The sequence below is a fragment of the Burkholderia metallica genome, from assembly GCF_902832845.1.
Taxonomy (GTDB): domain Bacteria; phylum Pseudomonadota; class Gammaproteobacteria; order Burkholderiales; family Burkholderiaceae; genus Burkholderia; species Burkholderia metallica.
In genome coordinates, this window is sequence record NZ_CADFDB010000001.1 from 1,266,080 (window position 1) to 1,283,654 (window position 17,575).

Sequence of the window (17,575 nt, forward strand, 5' to 3'; positions counted from 1 at the left end):
TCCGGGACGCGTCGCTTCGATGGGTTCCGGCTGCCGGCGGCACGACTGCACCACTCATTTCACAGGGGCAACGGGCATGTCCCGCCCTGAGAACGCTGGCCGGAGTCGGGCCTTCGTCTTCTTTCAGTCGTTACCGAGTCCCGTTTCACCGCTCGTCGCCGGCTGCGCGTTGTGCAGTTGGGTTCGATGCCGTCCGATAAGCGGTCGAGCGGCGCGAAGAACCTGCCGTCCGAGCGCGTAGCGAAGCGGCGAGACCCCAGGTCGATACCGACCGCCCCTCGACCCGGCGATAAGCGGATATATAATAAGCGTGCTTATAATTCCCGCCCAACCGGATCGCCGCCCACGGCGACCGTGCTACGGAGACACCCGCTTGAACCCCGCCGCCGACGCCCCCGCCTCGCCCGCCCTGAACCGGCCGATGCTGACCCTGTCGATCATGCTCGCCACGCTGATCCAGACCCTCGACAGCACGATCGCGAACGTCGCGCTGCCGCACATGCAGGGCACGCTGTCCGCGTCGCAGGACGAGATCACATGGGTGCTGACTTCCTATATTGTCGCGGCGGCGATCGCGACACCGCTCACCGGCTGGCTGTCCGACCGGCTCAGCGTGAAGCGGCTGCTGATCGTGTCGATCGCGGGCTTCACGGTCGCGTCGGCGCTGTGCGGGCTGTCCGAGACACTCGTGCAGATCGTCGGCGCGCGGCTGCTGCAGGGCGTGTTCGGCGCCGCGCTGGTACCGCTGTCGCAATCGATCCTGCTCGACATCAATCCGCGCGAGAAACAGGGCCAGGCGATGGCGATCTGGGGGATGGGCGTGATGGTCGGCCCGATCCTCGGCCCGACGCTCGGCGGCTGGCTCACCGACAGCTACAACTGGCGCTGGGTGTTCTTCATCAACGTGCCGATCGGCGCGTTCGCGCTCGCCGGCGTGATGACCTTCCTGCCCGCGCGCGCGCCGCGCCCGCACGTGAAGTTCGACGCGTTCGGCTTCGCGACGCTCGCGCTCGCGATCGGCGCGTTCCAGGCGATGCTCGACCGCGGCGAACAGCTCGACTGGTTCGGCTCGTACGAGATCCGCATCGAGGCGCTCGTCGCGGCACTCAGCTTCGCGTTCTTCCTCGTGCATACGGCGACCGTCGGCAAGGCGTCGTTCTTCAAGTCGGAACTGCTGCGCGACCCCAACTTCGCGACGGGCACGCTGTTCATCTTCGTGGTCGGCGCGGTGCTGTACGCGACGCGCGCGCTGCTGCCGCCGATGCTGCAGAACCTGATGGGCTACCCGGTCGCGACGACCGGCCTCGTCACCGCGCCGAGCGGCGCCGGCACGATGATCGCGATGCTGTTCGTCGGAAGGCTGCTGAAATACGTGGATGCGCGGATGCTGCTGCTCGCGGGGCTGGCGATTTCCGCGCTCGCGCTATGGCAGATGATGCAGTACACGGTCGTGCTGTCCGAAGCGGACATCGTGTGGCCGGGCGTGATCCAGGGCTTCGGGCTGGGGCTCGTGTTCGTGCCGCTGAGCGCGCTGTCGTTCTCGACCCTGCCGCCGGACCTGCGCGCGGACGGCACGGCCACCTACAGCCTGATGCGCAACATCGGCAGCAGTATCGGCATCTCGATCGTGCAGACGCTGATGACGCGCAACACGCAGGTCGCGCACGCCGACCTCGCGACCCACATCACGCCGTTCAACCCGGCCGTGCAGGCGATGGCCGGCAGCCGCATCGACATCGCGCTGCTCGATCGCACGATCAACCAGCAGGCGTCGATGATCGCGTACCTGAACGACTTCAAGCTGATGTTCGTCGCGACGCTGCTGATGATTCCGCTGTTGCTGCTGATCCGCCCGCCGCAGAAAACGGCGAGCGTCGAGATCGCACACGCGGCGATGGATTGACGGGCGCACACCGCGCACGCCTGCCGCACACGCCGCGCGCTGCACGCCGCGTCAGACCTTCATCGTGCCGGTGCGCACGTAGCGCTCGTGCCACGACAGCGCCTCGGCGAGCAGGTGCGGCGTGTGCTTGCCGAAACTGTCGCGCGACGCGCGCTCGAAGTAGTCCTCGAGCAACGGCCGGTAGTCGGGATGCGCGCAGGTCGCGATGACCTTGCGCGCGCGCTGCTTCGGCGACAGGCCGCGCAGGTCGGCCAGGCCCTGCTCGGTGACGACCACCGCGACGTCGTGCTCGGTATGGTCGACGTGGCTCGCCATCGGCACGATCCGCGAGATCGCGCCGCCCTTCGCGGTGCTCGCCGACATGAAGCACGACAGGTAGCCGTTGCGCGCGAAGTCGCCCGAGCCGCCGATGCCGTTCTGGATCTTCGTGCCCATCACGTGCGTCGAGTTCACGTTGCCGTAGATGTCGGCCTCGATCATCCCGTTCATCGCGATGCAGCCGAGCCGGCGCACGAGTTCCGGATGGTTGCTGATCTCCTGCGGGCGCAGCACGATCTTCTCGCGGAACGTCGCGATTTCGTCGGCGAAGCGCTGCACGGCGGCCGGGCTCAGCGACAGCGCGGTAGCCGACGCGAAGCTCAGCGTGCCGTCCTGCAGCAAGTCGAGCATGCCGTCCTGGATCACCTCCGTGTACGCGGTCAGGTTCGAAAAACCGGCCGAGCTGAGCTCGGCGAGCACCGCGTTCGTGATGTTGCCGACCCCCGACTGCAGCGGCAGCAGGTTTTCCGGCAGGCGGCCGCGCTTCACTTCGTGGCGCAGGAAGTCGATCAGTTGCAGCGCGATCTGCTTCGATGTCGCGTCCGGCGCGGAGAACGCGTTGCTGCGGTCCGGCGCGTCGGTCTCGACGATCGCGACGATCTTGTCGGCCGGGCAGCGCAGGTACGGCTCGCCGATCCGGTCGTCGCTCTTCGTCAGCGGAATCGGCTTGCGGTGCGGCGGCAGCGCGGTGCCGTAATAGACGTCGTGCATCCCGTCGAGGCCGAGCGGCTGGCGCGCATTCACTTCGAGGATCACGTGCTTCGCGCGTTCGAGCCAGGTCTTGTTGTTGCCGATCGACGCGGACGGAATCAGCAGCCCGTCCTCGCGGATACCGGCGACTTCGACGATCGCGACGTCGAGATCGCCATACAGCCCGAACCACGCGTACTGCGCGACGTGGCTCAGGTGGACGTCCTGGTAGTCGACTTCGCCACCGTTGATCTTGTCGCGCAACGTCGGGTCGGACTGGTACGGCAGCCGCATCGAGATGCCGTTGGTGCGGGCGAGCGCGCCGTCGAGTTCCGGCGCGGTCGACGCGCCCGTCAGCACGTTGATCCGGAAGTCCTCGCCGCGCGTGTGCGCCGCGTCGATGTGGGCGGCAAGCGCGGCCGGCACGGCCTTCGGATAGCCCGACCCGGTGAAGCCGCTCATGGCGACGGTCATGCCGGGACGGATCAGCGCGGCGGCTTCGTCGGCGGTGCGGACGAGCGAACGCAGGGCGGGAGCGAGGATGCGTGATGAAGACATGGCTGGTTTCTGACGCGTGGGGTCTGTCGTTGACGTCGCGGGGGGTGTCTCCTGAGCGACATGAAGCCCTTGGGGCCGCGAGGGGCGGCCGGCACCACAGGCACGGTCGGAGTATCGCAGAGGCGATCCCCGCGAAATGTCCGCTGAATGAAAAAGATCCTTACCGAATTTGCCGGGTATCGAACGGCCGTTCTGTGACAGACGTACCGTTTAAATCCGCCGCATGCGAAAGGAGTACGAAAGCATCGAAACGAACGACCGGTCGACGATCGCCAACCTGCGTGCATCAATCGATGCGTTTCGACGGCAATTTATCGTCGCCGGATCGACAATGGCCGACGCCCGTCCGGCGCGGCCAATTGTCGCCCGATGCGCATCGTCGCGACCTGACGCACGTCAAGTTCGCACGCGCTGCGCGACGCACGCCGGACCGCGCGAAAAGTACCGCCGCGCCGGCCTGCGAGGCTCGTTGGCCCTTGACAGTCGCGCGACGCGAACCACACTGGAATACGCGTCCCGCACCCCCCGTCCGGCGGCGCTGCCGCGCACGCGCTTTTCGGCGCGCCGATCGCTGCAAGATGCGGTAACACTCCCGCATGTCAGGACATTGATCGAATAAAAAGCACCAAATTACAATTCCGTATATATTTCGCCGATGGACCAAAGAAAAACCGCCACGCGCTCCGAACCGCCCCTGCCGCGCACCTGGGATGCGCGGCTCGCGCGCTCGCTTGTCCGACCGCTCGTCGACACGCCCGTCACCCCGAATCACCTCACCACCGTTCGCCTGCTGATCGGCCTCGCCGGCGCGTGGTGCCTCGCGCACGGCGGCTTCGGCTGGAGCAATGCAGGCGCGTTCCTGATCGTGCTGTCGAACTTCGTCGACCACACCGACGGCGAACTCGCGCGCATCAGCGGCAAATCCAGCAAGATCGGTCATTTTTACGACCTCGCGGCCGATGCGCTCGTCACGATCGCGCTGTTCGTCAGCATGGGCGTCGGCATCGTCGCCCAGGGCGGCCAGATGGCCGCGTCGCCGGTGCTGCTCGGCGCGGTGGCCGGCGCCGCCGTCGCACTGATCTTCTTCCTGCGCATGCGGATCGAATCGTTCGCCGGCAAGGCCGGCACCAAGCAGGCATTCGCCGGCGGCTTCGAGACCGAAGACGTGCTGTACCTGCTGCCGCTCGTGACGCTGTTCGACGGCGTCGAGCCGTTCCTGCTGGCGGCGTCGATCGGCGCCCCGCTGTTCGCCGCCTGGGTCGTGATCGACTGGTGGCGCATCGTCCGGCGCGGCAGTGCCTCGCAGAATCCAACCGAAATCCAGGCTTCCAAATGACTCCTAGCACGCGCGACGACTCCGTGCTGAGCCCGGCACGCCCCGCGCCCGTGCGCGCGGCCGCGGCCGATCCCGATCGCACCGTGGCCGACCGTGTCGGCCATCTCGACCTCGACCGCCTGCGCGCCGACTACACGCGCCAGGGCTCGTTCCTGTACCTCGACCAGTTCCTGCCGGCCGACGCGCACGCGAAACTCGCGGCAGCCGCCCGCGCGCTGCAGGCCGGCCTGAACCGCAATTACCTGCCCGGCCACAAGCAGGGCGGCAGCGTGAGCCGCCATACGATCGACGAACAGGCGCCGTACATCGCCGAGCTGTACCGCTCGAAGGCGCTGATCGGCTTCCTGGAGAAAGTCACGGGCGACAAGCTGATGCTGTCGCCGGACGACGATCCGCACGCCTACGCGCTGTATTACTACACGAAGCCCGGCGACCACATCGGCTGGCACTACGACACGTCGTACTACGACGGCCGCCGCTACACGCTGCTGATCGGCGTGATCGACGAATCGTCGTGCCGGCTCGACTACGAACTGCACACGCGCAACCCGGACGTCGCCGACGAGCCGGGCTCCGTGCAGATCGCCGACGGCGGCATCGTGCTGTTCGACGGCGACAAGCTGCGCCACCGCATCACCCCGCTCGGCCAGAACGAGATCCGCGTGTCGCTCACGTTCGAATACGTGACGAACCCCGGCATGCGGCCGTGGAAGCGCTTCATTTCGAACATGAAGGATGCGATCGCGTATTTCGGTTTCCGCCAGGTGTTCAAGCAGCTGGCCACGCGACGCACGACCGGGTCATGACACGCGCCGGCCTCATCCTGCTGTCCCTCGGGACCGCCCTCTTCGTTGCACTGCTGGCCTGGCAGGGCGTCGGCGCGGTCGCGTCCACGTTCCTCGCAGCCGGCTGGGGGCTCGCGCTCGTCGCGGCGTTCCACGTCGTGCCGCTCGTGATCGACGCGGTCGCGATCTCCGTGATGTTCCGCCGCGGCCAGCCGGGCGCCGACCTCGGCAACGCGCTGCGCGCGCGCTGGGTCGGCGAATCGGTGAACAGCCTGCTGCCCGCCGGGCAGATCGGCGGCCCCGTGCTGATGGTGCGCCACCTCGCGCAGCGCGGCACGCGGATGGCCGACGCGGCGGCGGCCGTCACCGTCGGCACGACGATGCAGGCGCTCGCGCAGATGGCGTTCGCGCTGATCGGCATCGCCGCGTTCAGCCTGTATGCGACGCACGAATCGGTCGCGCACCTGCGCACGCCCGCGCTGATCGCCACCGGCGTGCTCGGCGCCCTCGCCGTGCTGTTCTATCTGGCGCAGCGGCGCGGGCTGTTCGGCCGCGGACTGCGCCTCGCGTCGAAGCTGCTCGGCCCGCGCGACTGGTCGTCGCTGGCCACCCGCGCCGACGCGATCGACGGCGCGGTCGGTGCGTTGTACCGCGATCGTGCGAAAGTCGCGAAGACGTTCGCACTGAGTCTCGTCGGCTGGATCGTCGGCACCGCGGAAGTGTGGCTCGCGCTGCACTTCCTCGGACACCCGGTGAGCTGGCTCGACGCGCTGCTGCTCGAGAGCGTCGGCCAGGCCATTCGCGGCGCGGCCTTCGCGATCCCGGGCTCGCTCGGCGCGCAGGAAGGCGGTTACCTGCTCCTCGCGCCGCTGGTCGGATTGCCGCCCGACGCGGCGCTCGCGCTGTCGCTTGCGAAACGCGCGCGCGAACTCGCGCTCGGCCTGCCCGGCCTGCTCTATCTGCATTTCAGTGAAAGAAACTGGCAGCGGCGCCGTGCGCCGCAGCCGCTCGCCGACTGATCGTTCAGATCGCCGGCTTTTTGGTTGGAGAACCCATGCGAGCCATCATTCTTGCGGCAGGCCTCGGCTTGCGCCTGCAACAACCGCCCGAAGCGCAGTTCCCGAAGTGCCTGCTGCGCTTCGACGACGTGTCGCTGCTCGAGCGCCATCTGCGCGTGCTCGATGCCGCCGGCGTCGACGAGATCGTGCTCGGGCTCGGCTTCCAGGCCGAGAAGGTCGAACAGGAACTGAAGCGCCTCGGCCGCCAGGCCGAGATCGTGATCAACGAACGCTACGACCTCGGCAGCGTGCTGACCGTGCATACCGTCGCCGACGCGATGACGCGCGGCGGCGACGTGCTGCTGATGGACGCCGACGTGCTGTACGACGAGAACATCCTGCATGCGCTGGTGGCCGATGCCGACCGCGCGGTCGACCGCCTGCTGATCGACCGCGACTTCGAGGCCGGCGACGAGCCCGTCAAGCTGTGCCTGAAGAACGGCGTGCCGGTCGAGCTGCGCAAGCAGCTCGCGGTCGACCTCGACTACGACACGATCGGCGAATCGGTCGGCTTCTTCCGCTTCACCGAAGGCACCGCGCGCCGCCTCGCGGCGATCGTCGCGGGCTACGTCGACAGCGGCCGCGCGAACATGCCGCACGAGGAAGCCGTGCGCGACCTGCTGCTCGAAGGCGGTCATGCGTTCGACGTCGCCGACGTGACCGGATCGCCGTGGATCGAGATCGACTTCCCGAACGACGTCGCACGCGCCACGCAAGAAATCCTTCCCCTGATTCAACGTACTACCGCAGGAGCCGCACGATGAACGCACGCGAACCCAACTTCACCGAATCGCGCAGCGCGCGCCTGCGCCGCATGCTCGTCAGCAGCGACCTCGAATTCCTGATGGAAGCGCACAACGGCCTGTCCGCGCGGATCGTCCGCGAAGCCGGCTTCAAGGGGATCTGGGCATCGGGCCTCGCGATTTCCGCGCAGTTCGGCGTGCGCGACAACAACGAAGCGAGCTGGACGCAGGTCGTCGACGTGCTCGAATTCATGGCCGACGCGAGCGACCTGCCGATCCTGCTCGACGGCGACACCGGCTACGGCAACTTCAACAACGTGCGCCGCCTCGTGAAGAAGCTCGAACAGCGCGGCATCGCGGGCGTGTGCATCGAGGACAAGCAGTTCCCGAAGACGAACAGCTTCATCGGCGGCGAGCGCCAGCCGCTCGCCGAAATCGACGAATTCTGCGGCAAGATCAAGGCCGGCAAGGATTCCCAGACCGATCCCGACTTCTCGATCGTCGCGCGCGTCGAGGCGCTGATCGCGGGCTGGGGGATGGACGAGGCGCTGCGCCGCGCGAACGCGTACGCGGAAGCCGGCGCCGATGCGATCCTGATCCACAGCAAGCTGTCGCGCCCGGACGAAATCCTGCAGTTCGCGCGCGAATGGAGCGGCAAGGCGCCGCTCGTGATCGTGCCGACCAAGTACTACAGCACGCCGACCGACGTGTTCCGCCAGGCCGGCATCAGCACCGTGATCTGGGCGAACCACCTGATCCGCGCATCGGCGTCCGCGATGCAGGCGACCGCGCGTGAAATCCACGAGAGCGAAACGCTGATCAACGTCGAGGACCGCGTCGCATCGGTCAACGAAATTTTCCGCCTGCAGGACGCCGACGAATACTCGGCGGCCGAGCGCATCTACCTGTCGTCGTCGTCGCGCGCGTCGAACGCCGCGATCGTGCTCGCCGCGAGCCGCGGCAAGGGCCTCGAAGCCGTGACCGAAGACAAGCCGAAGGTCATGCTGCCGGTCGCCGGCAAGCCGCTGCTGCGCTGGCTCGTCGACGGCTTCAAGACGCACGGCGTGAACGACATCACCGTGGTCGGCGGCTATCGCGCGGACGCGATCGACACGTCGGGCATCAAGCTCGTCGTCAACGAACGCCATGCGCAGACGGGCGAACTCGCGTCGCTCGCGTGCGCGGCCGAGCGCCTGACCGGCGACACCGTGATCTCGTACGGCGACCTGCTGTTCCGCAGCTACATCGTGCGCGACCTCGCGGAAAGCGAGGCGGAGTTCAGCGTGGTGGTCGATTCGTCGCTCACCGAGACCAACCAGAGCGTGCGCGATTTCGCGCTCTGCTCGGCCGAGGACGATCGCGGCCTGTTCGGCCAGAAGGTGTACCTGCAACGCGTGTCGAGCGACGTCGCCGCAGGCACGCCGCACGGCCGCTGGATCGGTCTCCTGAACGTGCGCGGCGCAGGCGTGGAGCGCCTGAAGGCGATGCTCGCGACGCTGCAGGCGCGCCCCGACTTCGACACGCTCGACATCCCTGCGCTGCTCAACGAACTCGTCGCAGCCGGCGAGAAGATCGAGGTGCAGTACGTGCACGGCCACTGGCGCGGCGTCAACGATCTCGAAGACTTCCGCCGCGCGGGCGACTTCGCGCACGGCCAGACGCCGCTGTCCGAACCGGGCGCCGGCAACGGGGGCGCGCAATGATCGAAGCGGCCCAGTTCGTCGAGGCCGCGCGCGCGCGCGGTTTCGACTGGTACGCGGGCGTGCCCTGCTCGTACCTGACGCCGTTCATCAATTATGTGCTGCAGGACCCGACGCTGCACTACGTGTCGGCCGCGAACGAAGGCGACGCGGTCGCGCTGATCGCAGGCGCGACGCTCGGCGGCAAGCGCGGCATCGCGATGATGCAGAACTCGGGGCTCGGCAACGCGGTGAGCCCGCTCACGTCGCTCACGTGGACGTTCCGCCTGCCGCAGTTGCTGATCGTCACGTGGCGCGGCCAGCCCGGCGTGGCCGACGAGCCGCAGCACGCGCTGATGGGCCCGATCACGCCCGCGATGCTCGACACGATGGAGATCCCGTGGGAGACGTTCCCGACCGACCCCGAACAGGTCGGCCCGGCACTCGACCGCGCGATCGCGCACATGGACGCGACGGGCCGCCCGTACGCGCTCGTGATGCAGAAAGGCAGCGTCGCGCCGTATGAGCTGAAAGCGAACCCGGCGGCGCAGCCGCGCGCGCACGTGGCCGCGCAAGCGTCGGCGCGCGCCGCGTCGGCCAACGCGTGGCCGACCCGCCAGGACGCGCTGCAGCGCGTGATCGCGCACACGCCGGTCGATTCGACCGTCGTGCTCGCGTCGACCGGCTTCTGCGGCCGCGAACTCTACGCGATCGACGATCGCCCGAACCAGCTGTACATGGTCGGCTCGATGGGCTGCGTGACGCCGCTCGCGCTCGGCCTCGCGCTCGCGCGCCCCGACCTGCGCGTGGTTGCAGTCGACGGCGACGGCGCCGCGCTGATGCGCATGGGCGTGTTCGCGACGCTCGGCACCTACGGCCCGGCGAACCTGACGCACGTGCTGCTCGACAACGGCGCGCACGAGTCGACGGGCGGCCAGGCGACGGTGTCGCAACATGTTTCGTTCGCGGGCGTGGCTGCCGCGTGCGGCTATGCGTCGGCGCTCGCAGGCGACACGCTCGACGTGCTCGACGCGGCGCTTGCCGCGCCGGCCGACGGCGTGCAGTTCGTGCGCCTGGCGATCCGCACCGGCGTGCCCGACGGCCTACCCCGCCCGACCGTCACGCCGGTCGAGGTCAAGACCCGTCTGATGCGGCACATCGGCGCCGCGCAGACCGAAGCCCACGTTGAAGGAGCCCATTGATGCTGCTGCTGAACCCCGGCCCGGTCACGCTCACCGAACGCGTGCGCCGCAGCCTGCTGCAACCCGATCTGTGCCATCGCGAAAGCGAGTTCTTCGACCTGCAGGACGAGGCGCGCCAGCGTCTCGTCGCCGCGTACGAGCTCGATCCGGCGGAGTGGACGGCCGTGCTGATGACGGGCTCGGGCACGGCCGCCGTCGAAAGCATGATCGCGGCGCTCGTGCCGCAGGACGGCAAGCTGCTCGTGATCGAAAACGGCGTGTACGGCGAGCGGATCACGCAGATCGCGACGCAGTACGGGATCGCGCACGACGTGCTGAAGCACGAGTGGATGCAGGCGCCGGATCTCGCGCAGATCGGCGCAAAGCTCGATGCGGGCGGGTACTCGCATGTCGCGGTGATTCATCACGAAACGACGACGGGCCGGCTGAACGATCTCGGTGCGATCGCCGACGTGTGCCGTTCGCGCGGCGTGAAGATGCTCGTGGATGGCGTCAGCAGCTTCGGCGCGGAAGCGATCGACTTCGCCGGCGGCGATATCGACGCGGTTGCGGCAACCGCGAACAAGTGCCTGCACGGTGTGCCGGGCGCGGCGTTCGTGATCGTGCGCCGTAGCGCGCTCGTGAAGGCGGCGAGCCGTACTTACTACCTCGACCTCGGCCGTCTCGCGAAGCTGCAGGATCAGCGGAATACGCCGTTCACGCCTTCCGTGCATGCGTATTACGCGCTCGTCGAGGCGCTGCGCGAGTTTGACGAAGCCGGTGGCTGGCGTGCGCGGCATGCGCATTACAAGGCGCTCGCCGATCAGGCGCAAGCCGGGCTGGCTGCGCGCGGGATGCCGCTGGTGTTGCCGGAAGGCGAATCGTCGGTCGTGCTGCGTGCGTACCGGTTGCCGCAAGGTGTGACGTACGAGACGTTGCACGACGGGTTGAAGGCGCGCGGCTTCGTGATCTACGCGGGGCAAGGCGGGTTGTCGAAGGAGCTGTTCCGGATTTCGACGATGGGCGCGATTCAGGCCGCTGACGTCGATCGGTTGCTGGACGGGTTTACGGCGTTGACGCAGTAAGCGTTGCCCGCTCCTTCATCTGAAAAGGCCCGCGAGGGCCTTTTCTCATCCCGAGAAATTTGATAAGGATTGCTTCCCGTCGCCACCATGAGAATCCTGCACGTCGCCCCGCTGCTGGCGCTCGCCACCGCCCCCGCCGCTCATGCAGCCGACAACCAGACTTGCGACGACGCAACCGTCGTCGCAGTCGCCCGCTGGGCCGGCATCACGAACGCGCGCGTCGCCGCACGCGACACGAACCGGCTCGTCGTCGCGTCAGCGTGCAAGGTCATGCCGAATGCGCCCGAAACGACGATCTCGGCCGTCGCGTTCGATTCGCTGCCGAAGAGCAAGAACCCGGACGAAAGCCACAAGTTGCAGGTCATCGCGCTCGTTGAGGGCGGCAAGGTCGTGGCGGCCGAAAAGTCGGTCGTCGAAGAGGATGCGGCGACGGAGATCGGCGAGAACAGCTATCGCATCGATACGGCGCGGTACCAACTGTCGCCCGACGTGCGTGCATTCGGCGTCGTGTTCACGAGCAGCGCGCGCGGGCCGAGTTGTCCCGATGCCGATGCCAGCGAGGAACTGACGCTGTGGGTACGCGAAAGCAACCGCATCCGTCCGGTATTTGGCACCAACCTCTATGGCTGGGTCAGCGTTGAAGGCGAAGCCTGCGGCCCTGGCGTGGGCGACGCGCGCAGCGAAGACGCCCGCATGACGATCGCCGTCGAGAAAACATCGAGTCACGGCTTCGCCGATCTGTCGATCACGGCGCACATCACGCAGTCGCAGCGCAAAGACCGCGAATACTCGGATACGGGAAAGCGCACGACGCGCACGATCGTCCACTACGACGGCAAGTCATATGGAATCGATATGTTCCGAAACTTCTGGTATTCGCCCGCCGCGATGAAGCGATTCAGGTAGGAACGCGGCGGGCAACTTCCTGCCCGCCTACTCCGCCACCTTCGCTCCGATCGCGTCGCCCGACGCCGGCATCCGCAGCGCATCGTCGCGCACGCGCCGCGTCTCGCGCGCCGCAAACCGATCCTTCAGCCGCAGGAACGGTTTTTCAACGAGAAAATAACTGGCCGTCGCGGCCAGCAACGCCCACACGATTCCAAGCGGGAACGCATGCGGAACCGGTAGATCCGGATTCGCAAACGGCTGCTGCCAAAGATAAAGGCTGAACGAGATCGTACCGACGAACACGACAGGCCGCGTACGCAACCATCGCGCACACCAGAACTCGCGACGAAAATTCAGCACGACGATCACGATCGCGATCAGCGCGGCTTCGAGCGTCACACCGTACGTCGCATTCCAGAATCCGCCGAGCCGATGTTCGGCAAGCGGCATGCCGATCAACACGACCGCGATGATCGCCGTCGCGATGCGCGTCTCGTTGCGCCACGAACGAATCCACGCTTCGAGCCGTTCGCGGTTGAGCGACGCGTAGCAGCCGATCAGGATCGGATCGACACCCGTGTGCAGCATCATCCCGAGCTGCCCGCGCAGCGCGGGCGCCACGCAATACGTGACGGCGCGCACGAGCGGCACGATCAGGATCAACGCAGCCAGCCAGCGCGTGCCGCCACGCCGCATCCCGTACACGAACAGCAGCGGCCAGAACCAGTAAAACTGCTCCTCGAGCGCAAGCGACCAGAAATGGCCGAGATACCACGCGCCGTCCGGATGCGGCGTGTTGTCGCCGGTCAGCCCGAACCACGCCGAGTAATTCCACAGATGCAGCGCCGCATACAGCCACTGGCGGCGGTCGACGTCGAACCCGCCGGCGCAGGCCACGATCGCGACCGCCGCGAGATACACGTAGCAGGCCGGCCAGATCCGCAGCGCGCGGCGCACGTAGAACGACGTCAGCGCGATGCCGCCCGTGCACGCGAACTCGGCGCGCAACACGGTGGTGATCAGGAAGCCGCTGAGGACGAAGAAGATCAGTACGCCGAGCCGGCCGTCGGCGAACAGCCGCAACGGCGCGTACCAGCCCGTGTAGCCGCCGGGCAGCACGTGCTCGGCGTGTCCGATCACGACCATCGCCACCGCGACGGCGCGCAACCCGGTCAACTGCGTGACGCGATGATTCATCGGCTGGTTTCCGTTGGCACGGTGGAGGGGCGGCCAACCGGCGCCCCGCTTCGGCACGCCGATCCGCCGCCGGGATTTTGTATGAAAAATATCCGAATGAAATTGCTTCAAAAATCCCGATGCCGCGCGCGAAACGCGTGCCGCCCGTGCCGCCCGTGCCAACCGGTCCGCGGCGGCGCGCAACGCCAGCCGCTTGCTGCATCGCCGCGACCCGCCGACCGCGGCAGGGTCGCGGCGCCGCCGTCACCGGTCGGCTTTCTTCTCCAGCAGCCGCACGTTCTGCTGCGCAACCTGCAGATCCTGCAGCCGGTCCACCAGCTCCGCGCAGCCCGTCTTGTCCATCTGGAACGACGTGCCGCACATCGGGCAGCGAACGTCGCTGCTGCCGAGAAAATCCGCCAGCGACAGCTTCACCCGCCCGCGCGCGCAGACCGGACACATGAAACCCGGTGCGTCGTTCAGCATCTTCTCGCTCGTCTTCATGACTCCCTCCTGGAGTGGTCGCCACCGTCGCCGGTGGCCTGGGTGCCGGCACCGCCGACCTGGGCATTCATGCCCAGCAGCGCCAGCAGGTTGCCGATGCCGGCCGGGATGCCGGCCTGCCCGACCTCGACCTTGGCGCCGATGTTCGCCTCGAGAAACGGCGACACGTCCTCGCGCGCACTGCCGCCTGCCTCGGGCCGGCCGCGCGCGAGCATCGCGCTCCAGCGGTACTGGCGCGGCGCGGCGTCGTCCGCATCGCCGGGCAGCAGCGGGATCGCACACGTCGTCTTCACGCGCTCGGCGAGCAGCAGGCGCACGCCGAAATCGAAGGTCGCGGTCTTCACTTCGAGCAGCGGCAGCGGAATCAGCGACAGCACCGGAACCTGCACCCGGCGCCATTCGGTCCGGTACTTGTCGATCACCTGTTCGTAGTAGAACGTGATCATCCGCAGATCACCGAAGTCGCTGTCGTCCGGCTCCCCCGGCGCGCAGCGGCGAGACGGATTCCGGACGAAGCCGAACTCGCGAACGTACTGGACGAACTGGCGCGCGGCCATGAAGTCGGCCTCGATCACGGCCTCGATCGGCGCGGCGAACAGGTACTGCAGATCGACAACGGGGCTGATGGAATCGGTCATGGCATCACTCCGTGACAACCAGTTCGTCGCGCTCGCGGCCGCCTTCGCCGACGAGCACCCACTTGTAGTTGCGCAGCTTCGCGCGCAGCGTCAGCGTCTGCACGAATTCGGCCGGAATGCCCTGCAGCGCGGCCGGGTCCAGCGTCACCGCGAGCGACGGCACGCGCGCGGCCTCCGCCTGGATGCCGCGCTGCCGCTCGGCGGCCGCCGCGATCAGGTCGTCCAGCGCCGCCCAGCTCCTGTCGAGCGCCGCCTCGAACGACGCGCGCCCCGCATCGGTGCGATCGTCCGCGTCGAACACGTCCGCGAGGCTGTCGTCGAGCGACGCGTGGAGCACGTCGAGCAAGCCGGCTCGCAGCGCGTCGAGCGACGGCGGCGTGCCGCGCATGACCTGTGTCAGCGCGTCGCCGAGCAGCGCGTGCAGGTTGCTGCCGAGCTCGCGCGCGACACGGGACGAACGCAATGCGTCGATCCGGTCGCGCAGCCGGTCGTCGCGCGCGCCGGCCGTCCCGCTCGCGCCGCGCACGGGGCCGAGTGCGCCGGCCAGATCCCGCAGCAGCAGCGCGCCGGCCTCCGTCGCCAGATCGGCGACGGCGACCCGCGACGGCAACGCATCGGCCGCCGGCGTGTCCGGATCGAGCCGCGCCGCCCGTTCGTCGCCGCCGGCGCTGTCCGCGCCCGGCGGCACCGCGAAGCGCAGCGTCACGTTCGCCTCGTCGAGCAGGCCGTTCGGCACCGGGAAATACTGGAGCAACGGATCCTCGCGATACTTCACCGCGAGGCGCTTCGAATACAGGTTCGCGTCGTGCTGCGCGCCCGCGAGACTGTCGAGGAACGCGGCGGCGATATCCCGCAGATTGGTCATCGGTGTTCTCCTCTGACCCGCGCCGGCAGGCCGGCGCGGGCGGGTTGTCACAGCGGGCGGATCAGGGCTTGGCCTGCAGCGTGAGGGTCGTGGACACGGTGACGCCGTCGATCGTCGCGCTGACGGTCACGACCGACTGGCTGCTGTCGTCGAGCGCCTTGCACTCGATCTCGACCTTGCCGGCGCCATCCGTCTTGGGCGGGACGCTCGTCACGTCCTCGTTGTGCGCCTTGACCTCGAAGGCCTTGCCGCCGGCGTCGAACGCGAACTTCAGCGGGACCCCCGCCGCCGGCGTGCCGTCCGGTTTCCGCGCGGTCAGCACGTCCTTGCCCAACTGGTCCTTGGCGATCGAGAGCGTCGCCGGCTCGCTGCTGAGCGAAGGCGGCACCGGCGGCGGCAACCGGTGCAGGATGCGCACTGGCACGACGACCGACTTGGCGTCGGTCTTGCCGCTGTCCGGCGCGGGGATCGACGCGGACACCGTCAGGTCGATCGCCTGCTCGGGAACGTCGCCTTCGGCCCAGAACAGGACGGATAACGAACCGTCGCCGTCGGTCCTGAACGCCGTGACCTTGCCGGCCGAATCGAACGGGATGGACGAACCGAACGGCGCGCGGCTCATCCTGAACTTGTCCGCGAGCGCGGGATCGATCTGGAACACGACTTCCGTATTGCCGGCGAACAGCCCGCTCGAATTCTGCAGGCGCACCTGCAGCATCTGCTGCTGCGACGGATCGCCGGACATCACGGTGGACAGCGCCGGGCTCACCTGCATGTCGCCGTTGCGGCTCGCGCCGGTCGCGGCGCTCGACAGGATGTTGAGCACGGTCGCGAGCCCGGCCGGCACGCCGGCCTGCGACGCGTGCACGAACACGTCCTGCGTGTACTCGACCGAATAGCGCGAATCCTGCGTCGCCTTCGAATCCTTCTTGCTCGAGTAGCTGGCCTTCATCTGCGCCGACAGGCTGAACGGCCCCCAGCCGATCTTGCCCTGCGCCGACAGTTCGCCCGCGATCGCCTCCGACTTCGACTCTTCCGACGTCGACGACGCGGCCGCGTTGATGTTCGCCTTGAACTGGATCGTCACTTCGTCGACCAGGATCAGCGGCACCGGCACGATCGTCAGCAGCGGCACGATCAGCTTCACCATCTGACCATCCTTCTGGTACAGGAAGGTGACGTTGACGGCCTGCTTCACGCCGTCGGTGTCGGTCGTGAGGCCGACCTTGTCGATGAATTCGTAGGTGGATTTCGCGGCCATCGCCTGCGCGGTGATCGCGGCCTGCAACGGGCCGCCGATCAGGGCGCTGTAGTCGATACCGTTCAACAGACTCCGGGCGGACTCGGCCGCCGAATTGTCAACTGGCATGATGGATCTCCTGTGATTTCGGTTCCGCGCGCGCCGCCGTGCTGTCCCGCCGGCGCGTGCGGTACGTCACGCGGCCGCCGCGCCCGAACGGGCGGCGGCCGGGCCGGCCGTTATGCGTGCGGCGGCGGACGCAGGCGGAAGCGCATCCGGTTCTGGCTCAGTTCCGCATCCACGCTGTAGCGCCGCCAGATCGCAAAACCGGTCAGCAGCGCGAACGTGCTGACCGACGAGACCACCACGCCGCCGTAGATCGCGGCGTTCGACACGGGACGAAACGGCCACGTGAACAGCGCGGTATCGCCTTCCGCGAGATCCTCGGCGGCCCGCGGTTCGAGCAGCTTCGTCCACTCCTTGATCTGCTGCGGATCGAGGACGTCGACCAGGAACTCTCCGCCGAACTGATTGACGCGTTGCGCCATGGCAAGCTGCGTGGTGCGATCGTCCTTCCAGACAATCGTATTTTCGCCTTCCATTTTTCACTCCTTTTCATGATGAAAATCGGGTGAATTCGCCCTCGGAATATTGCGCATTCGCCCGCTGATGAGCGAATGCAATGCGATATCCGCCCGGCATTCAAATTGCGCCGAATACGAATACCCCTCAATACCTCCGATTGCGTAGCGAAAACGGCAATCGCCGGCATCACAATTCACGGCCGATTTTCACCAGACGGGCAAGTTCGTGAATGGACAGTTTGCGCATGATGTTTTCACGATGCTTGCTGACCGTGCGCGGGCTGACGTCGAGCAATCTTGCGATTTCCTTGCTCGCGAACCCGGCGCCGATCAGGCGCAGCACA

General features: G+C 67.6%; 17 protein-coding genes. 9 read left to right on the plus strand and 8 right to left on the minus strand.

The features are described from left to right. Positions 1-373: 373 nt before the first annotated feature. The gene (locus tag HWX08_RS05525; protein WP_069259683.1) at positions 374-1,903 is read left to right on the plus strand and encodes a DHA2 family efflux MFS transporter permease subunit; all 1,530 of its coding nucleotides are present in this window, start codon (positions 374-376) and stop codon (positions 1,901-1,903) included. 51 nt (positions 1,904-1,954) lie between these two features. Here HWX08_RS05525 and HWX08_RS05530 read toward each other — a convergent pair whose 3' ends face one another. Beyond that, positions 1,955-3,469 carry an acetyl-CoA hydrolase/transferase family protein gene (locus HWX08_RS05530; RefSeq protein WP_069259682.1) on the minus strand — a complete coding sequence of 505 codons (1,515 nt, stop codon included), beginning with the start codon at positions 3,467-3,469 and terminating at the stop codon, positions 1,955-1,957. Positions 3,470-4,124: 655 nt separating this feature from the next. On the opposite strand from HWX08_RS05530, the gene HWX08_RS05535 reads away from it, so the two are divergent. The 8 genes from HWX08_RS05535 (at position 4,125) to HWX08_RS05570 (ending at position 12,242) form a co-directional block, all read left to right on the plus strand. Continuing rightward, positions 4,125-4,805 carry a CDP-alcohol phosphatidyltransferase family protein gene (locus HWX08_RS05535; RefSeq protein ID WP_174922978.1) on the plus strand — a complete coding sequence of 227 codons (681 nt, stop codon included), beginning with the start codon at positions 4,125-4,127 and terminating at the stop codon, positions 4,803-4,805. Beyond that, a complete protein-coding gene (locus tag HWX08_RS05540) occupies positions 4,802-5,611 on the plus strand; it encodes a HalD/BesD family halogenase (protein ID WP_107313513.1) in 810 nt (269 codons plus the stop codon). Before HWX08_RS05535 ends, HWX08_RS05540 begins: the two co-directional genes overlap by 4 nt. Further along, on the plus strand, positions 5,608-6,609 hold the full coding sequence (locus tag HWX08_RS05545) for an HpnL family protein (RefSeq protein ID WP_069259679.1): 1,002 nt from the start codon (positions 5,608-5,610) through the stop codon (positions 6,607-6,609). Before HWX08_RS05540 ends, HWX08_RS05545 begins: the two co-directional genes overlap by 4 nt. A gap of 35 nt (positions 6,610-6,644) precedes the next feature. Next, on the plus strand, positions 6,645-7,412 hold the full coding sequence (locus tag HWX08_RS05550) for a phosphocholine cytidylyltransferase family protein (RefSeq protein WP_069259678.1): 768 nt from the start codon (positions 6,645-6,647) through the stop codon (positions 7,410-7,412). Then, positions 7,409-9,094 (plus strand): phosphoenolpyruvate mutase, encoded by a 1,686-nt coding sequence (aepX, locus tag HWX08_RS05555; RefSeq protein WP_107313514.1) that lies wholly within the window; start codon positions 7,409-7,411, stop codon positions 9,092-9,094. Before HWX08_RS05550 ends, aepX begins: the two co-directional genes overlap by 4 nt. Next, positions 9,091-10,272 carry a phosphonopyruvate decarboxylase gene (gene aepY / locus HWX08_RS05560; RefSeq protein ID WP_174922977.1) on the plus strand — a complete coding sequence of 394 codons (1,182 nt, stop codon included), beginning with the start codon at positions 9,091-9,093 and terminating at the stop codon, positions 10,270-10,272. Before aepX ends, aepY begins: the two co-directional genes overlap by 4 nt. Beyond that, complete coding sequence (locus HWX08_RS05565; protein WP_174922976.1) at positions 10,272-11,336, plus strand: 2-aminoethylphosphonate aminotransferase; 1,065 nt, start codon at positions 10,272-10,274, stop codon at positions 11,334-11,336. The genes aepY and HWX08_RS05565 overlap by 1 nt, the downstream gene beginning before the upstream one ends. A gap of 87 nt (positions 11,337-11,423) precedes the next feature. Continuing rightward, the gene (locus HWX08_RS05570) at positions 11,424-12,242 is read left to right on the plus strand and encodes a PA3715 family protein (protein WP_174922975.1); all 819 of its coding nucleotides are present in this window, start codon (positions 11,424-11,426) and stop codon (positions 12,240-12,242) included. Positions 12,243-12,269: 27 nt separating this feature from the next. Here HWX08_RS05570 and HWX08_RS05575 read toward each other — a convergent pair whose 3' ends face one another. From HWX08_RS05575 to HWX08_RS05605, 7 genes are all read right to left on the minus strand, one after another. Next, complete coding sequence (locus tag HWX08_RS05575) at positions 12,270-13,421, minus strand: acyltransferase family protein (RefSeq protein ID WP_174922974.1); 1,152 nt, start codon at positions 13,419-13,421, stop codon at positions 12,270-12,272. A gap of 243 nt (positions 13,422-13,664) precedes the next feature. Further along, on the minus strand, positions 13,665-13,904 hold the full coding sequence (locus HWX08_RS05580) for a hypothetical protein (RefSeq protein ID WP_069259672.1): 240 nt from the start codon (positions 13,902-13,904) through the stop codon (positions 13,665-13,667). Further along, entirely contained in the window at positions 13,901-14,542 is a 642-nt protein-coding gene (locus tag HWX08_RS05585) for a DUF2589 domain-containing protein (RefSeq protein ID WP_174922973.1), read from the minus strand. Before HWX08_RS05585 ends, HWX08_RS05580 begins: the two co-directional genes overlap by 4 nt. 4 nt (positions 14,543-14,546) lie before the next feature. Continuing rightward, entirely contained in the window at positions 14,547-15,407 is an 861-nt protein-coding gene (locus HWX08_RS05590; protein WP_174922972.1) for a hypothetical protein, read from the minus strand. 61 nt (positions 15,408-15,468) lie between these two features. After that, positions 15,469-16,776, minus strand: a complete 1,308-nt coding sequence (locus HWX08_RS05595) for a DUF2589 domain-containing protein (RefSeq protein ID WP_084636113.1) — start codon at positions 16,774-16,776, stop codon at positions 15,469-15,471. Positions 16,777-16,886: 110 nt separating this feature from the next. After that, complete coding sequence (locus HWX08_RS05600; RefSeq protein ID WP_174922971.1) at positions 16,887-17,249, minus strand: hypothetical protein; 363 nt, start codon at positions 17,247-17,249, stop codon at positions 16,887-16,889. Positions 17,250-17,418: 169 nt separating this feature from the next. Beyond that, positions 17,419-17,574 (minus strand): LuxR C-terminal-related transcriptional regulator, encoded by a 156-nt coding sequence (locus tag HWX08_RS05605; protein ID WP_236858380.1) that lies wholly within the window; start codon positions 17,572-17,574, stop codon positions 17,419-17,421. Position 17,575 lies beyond the last annotated feature (1 nt).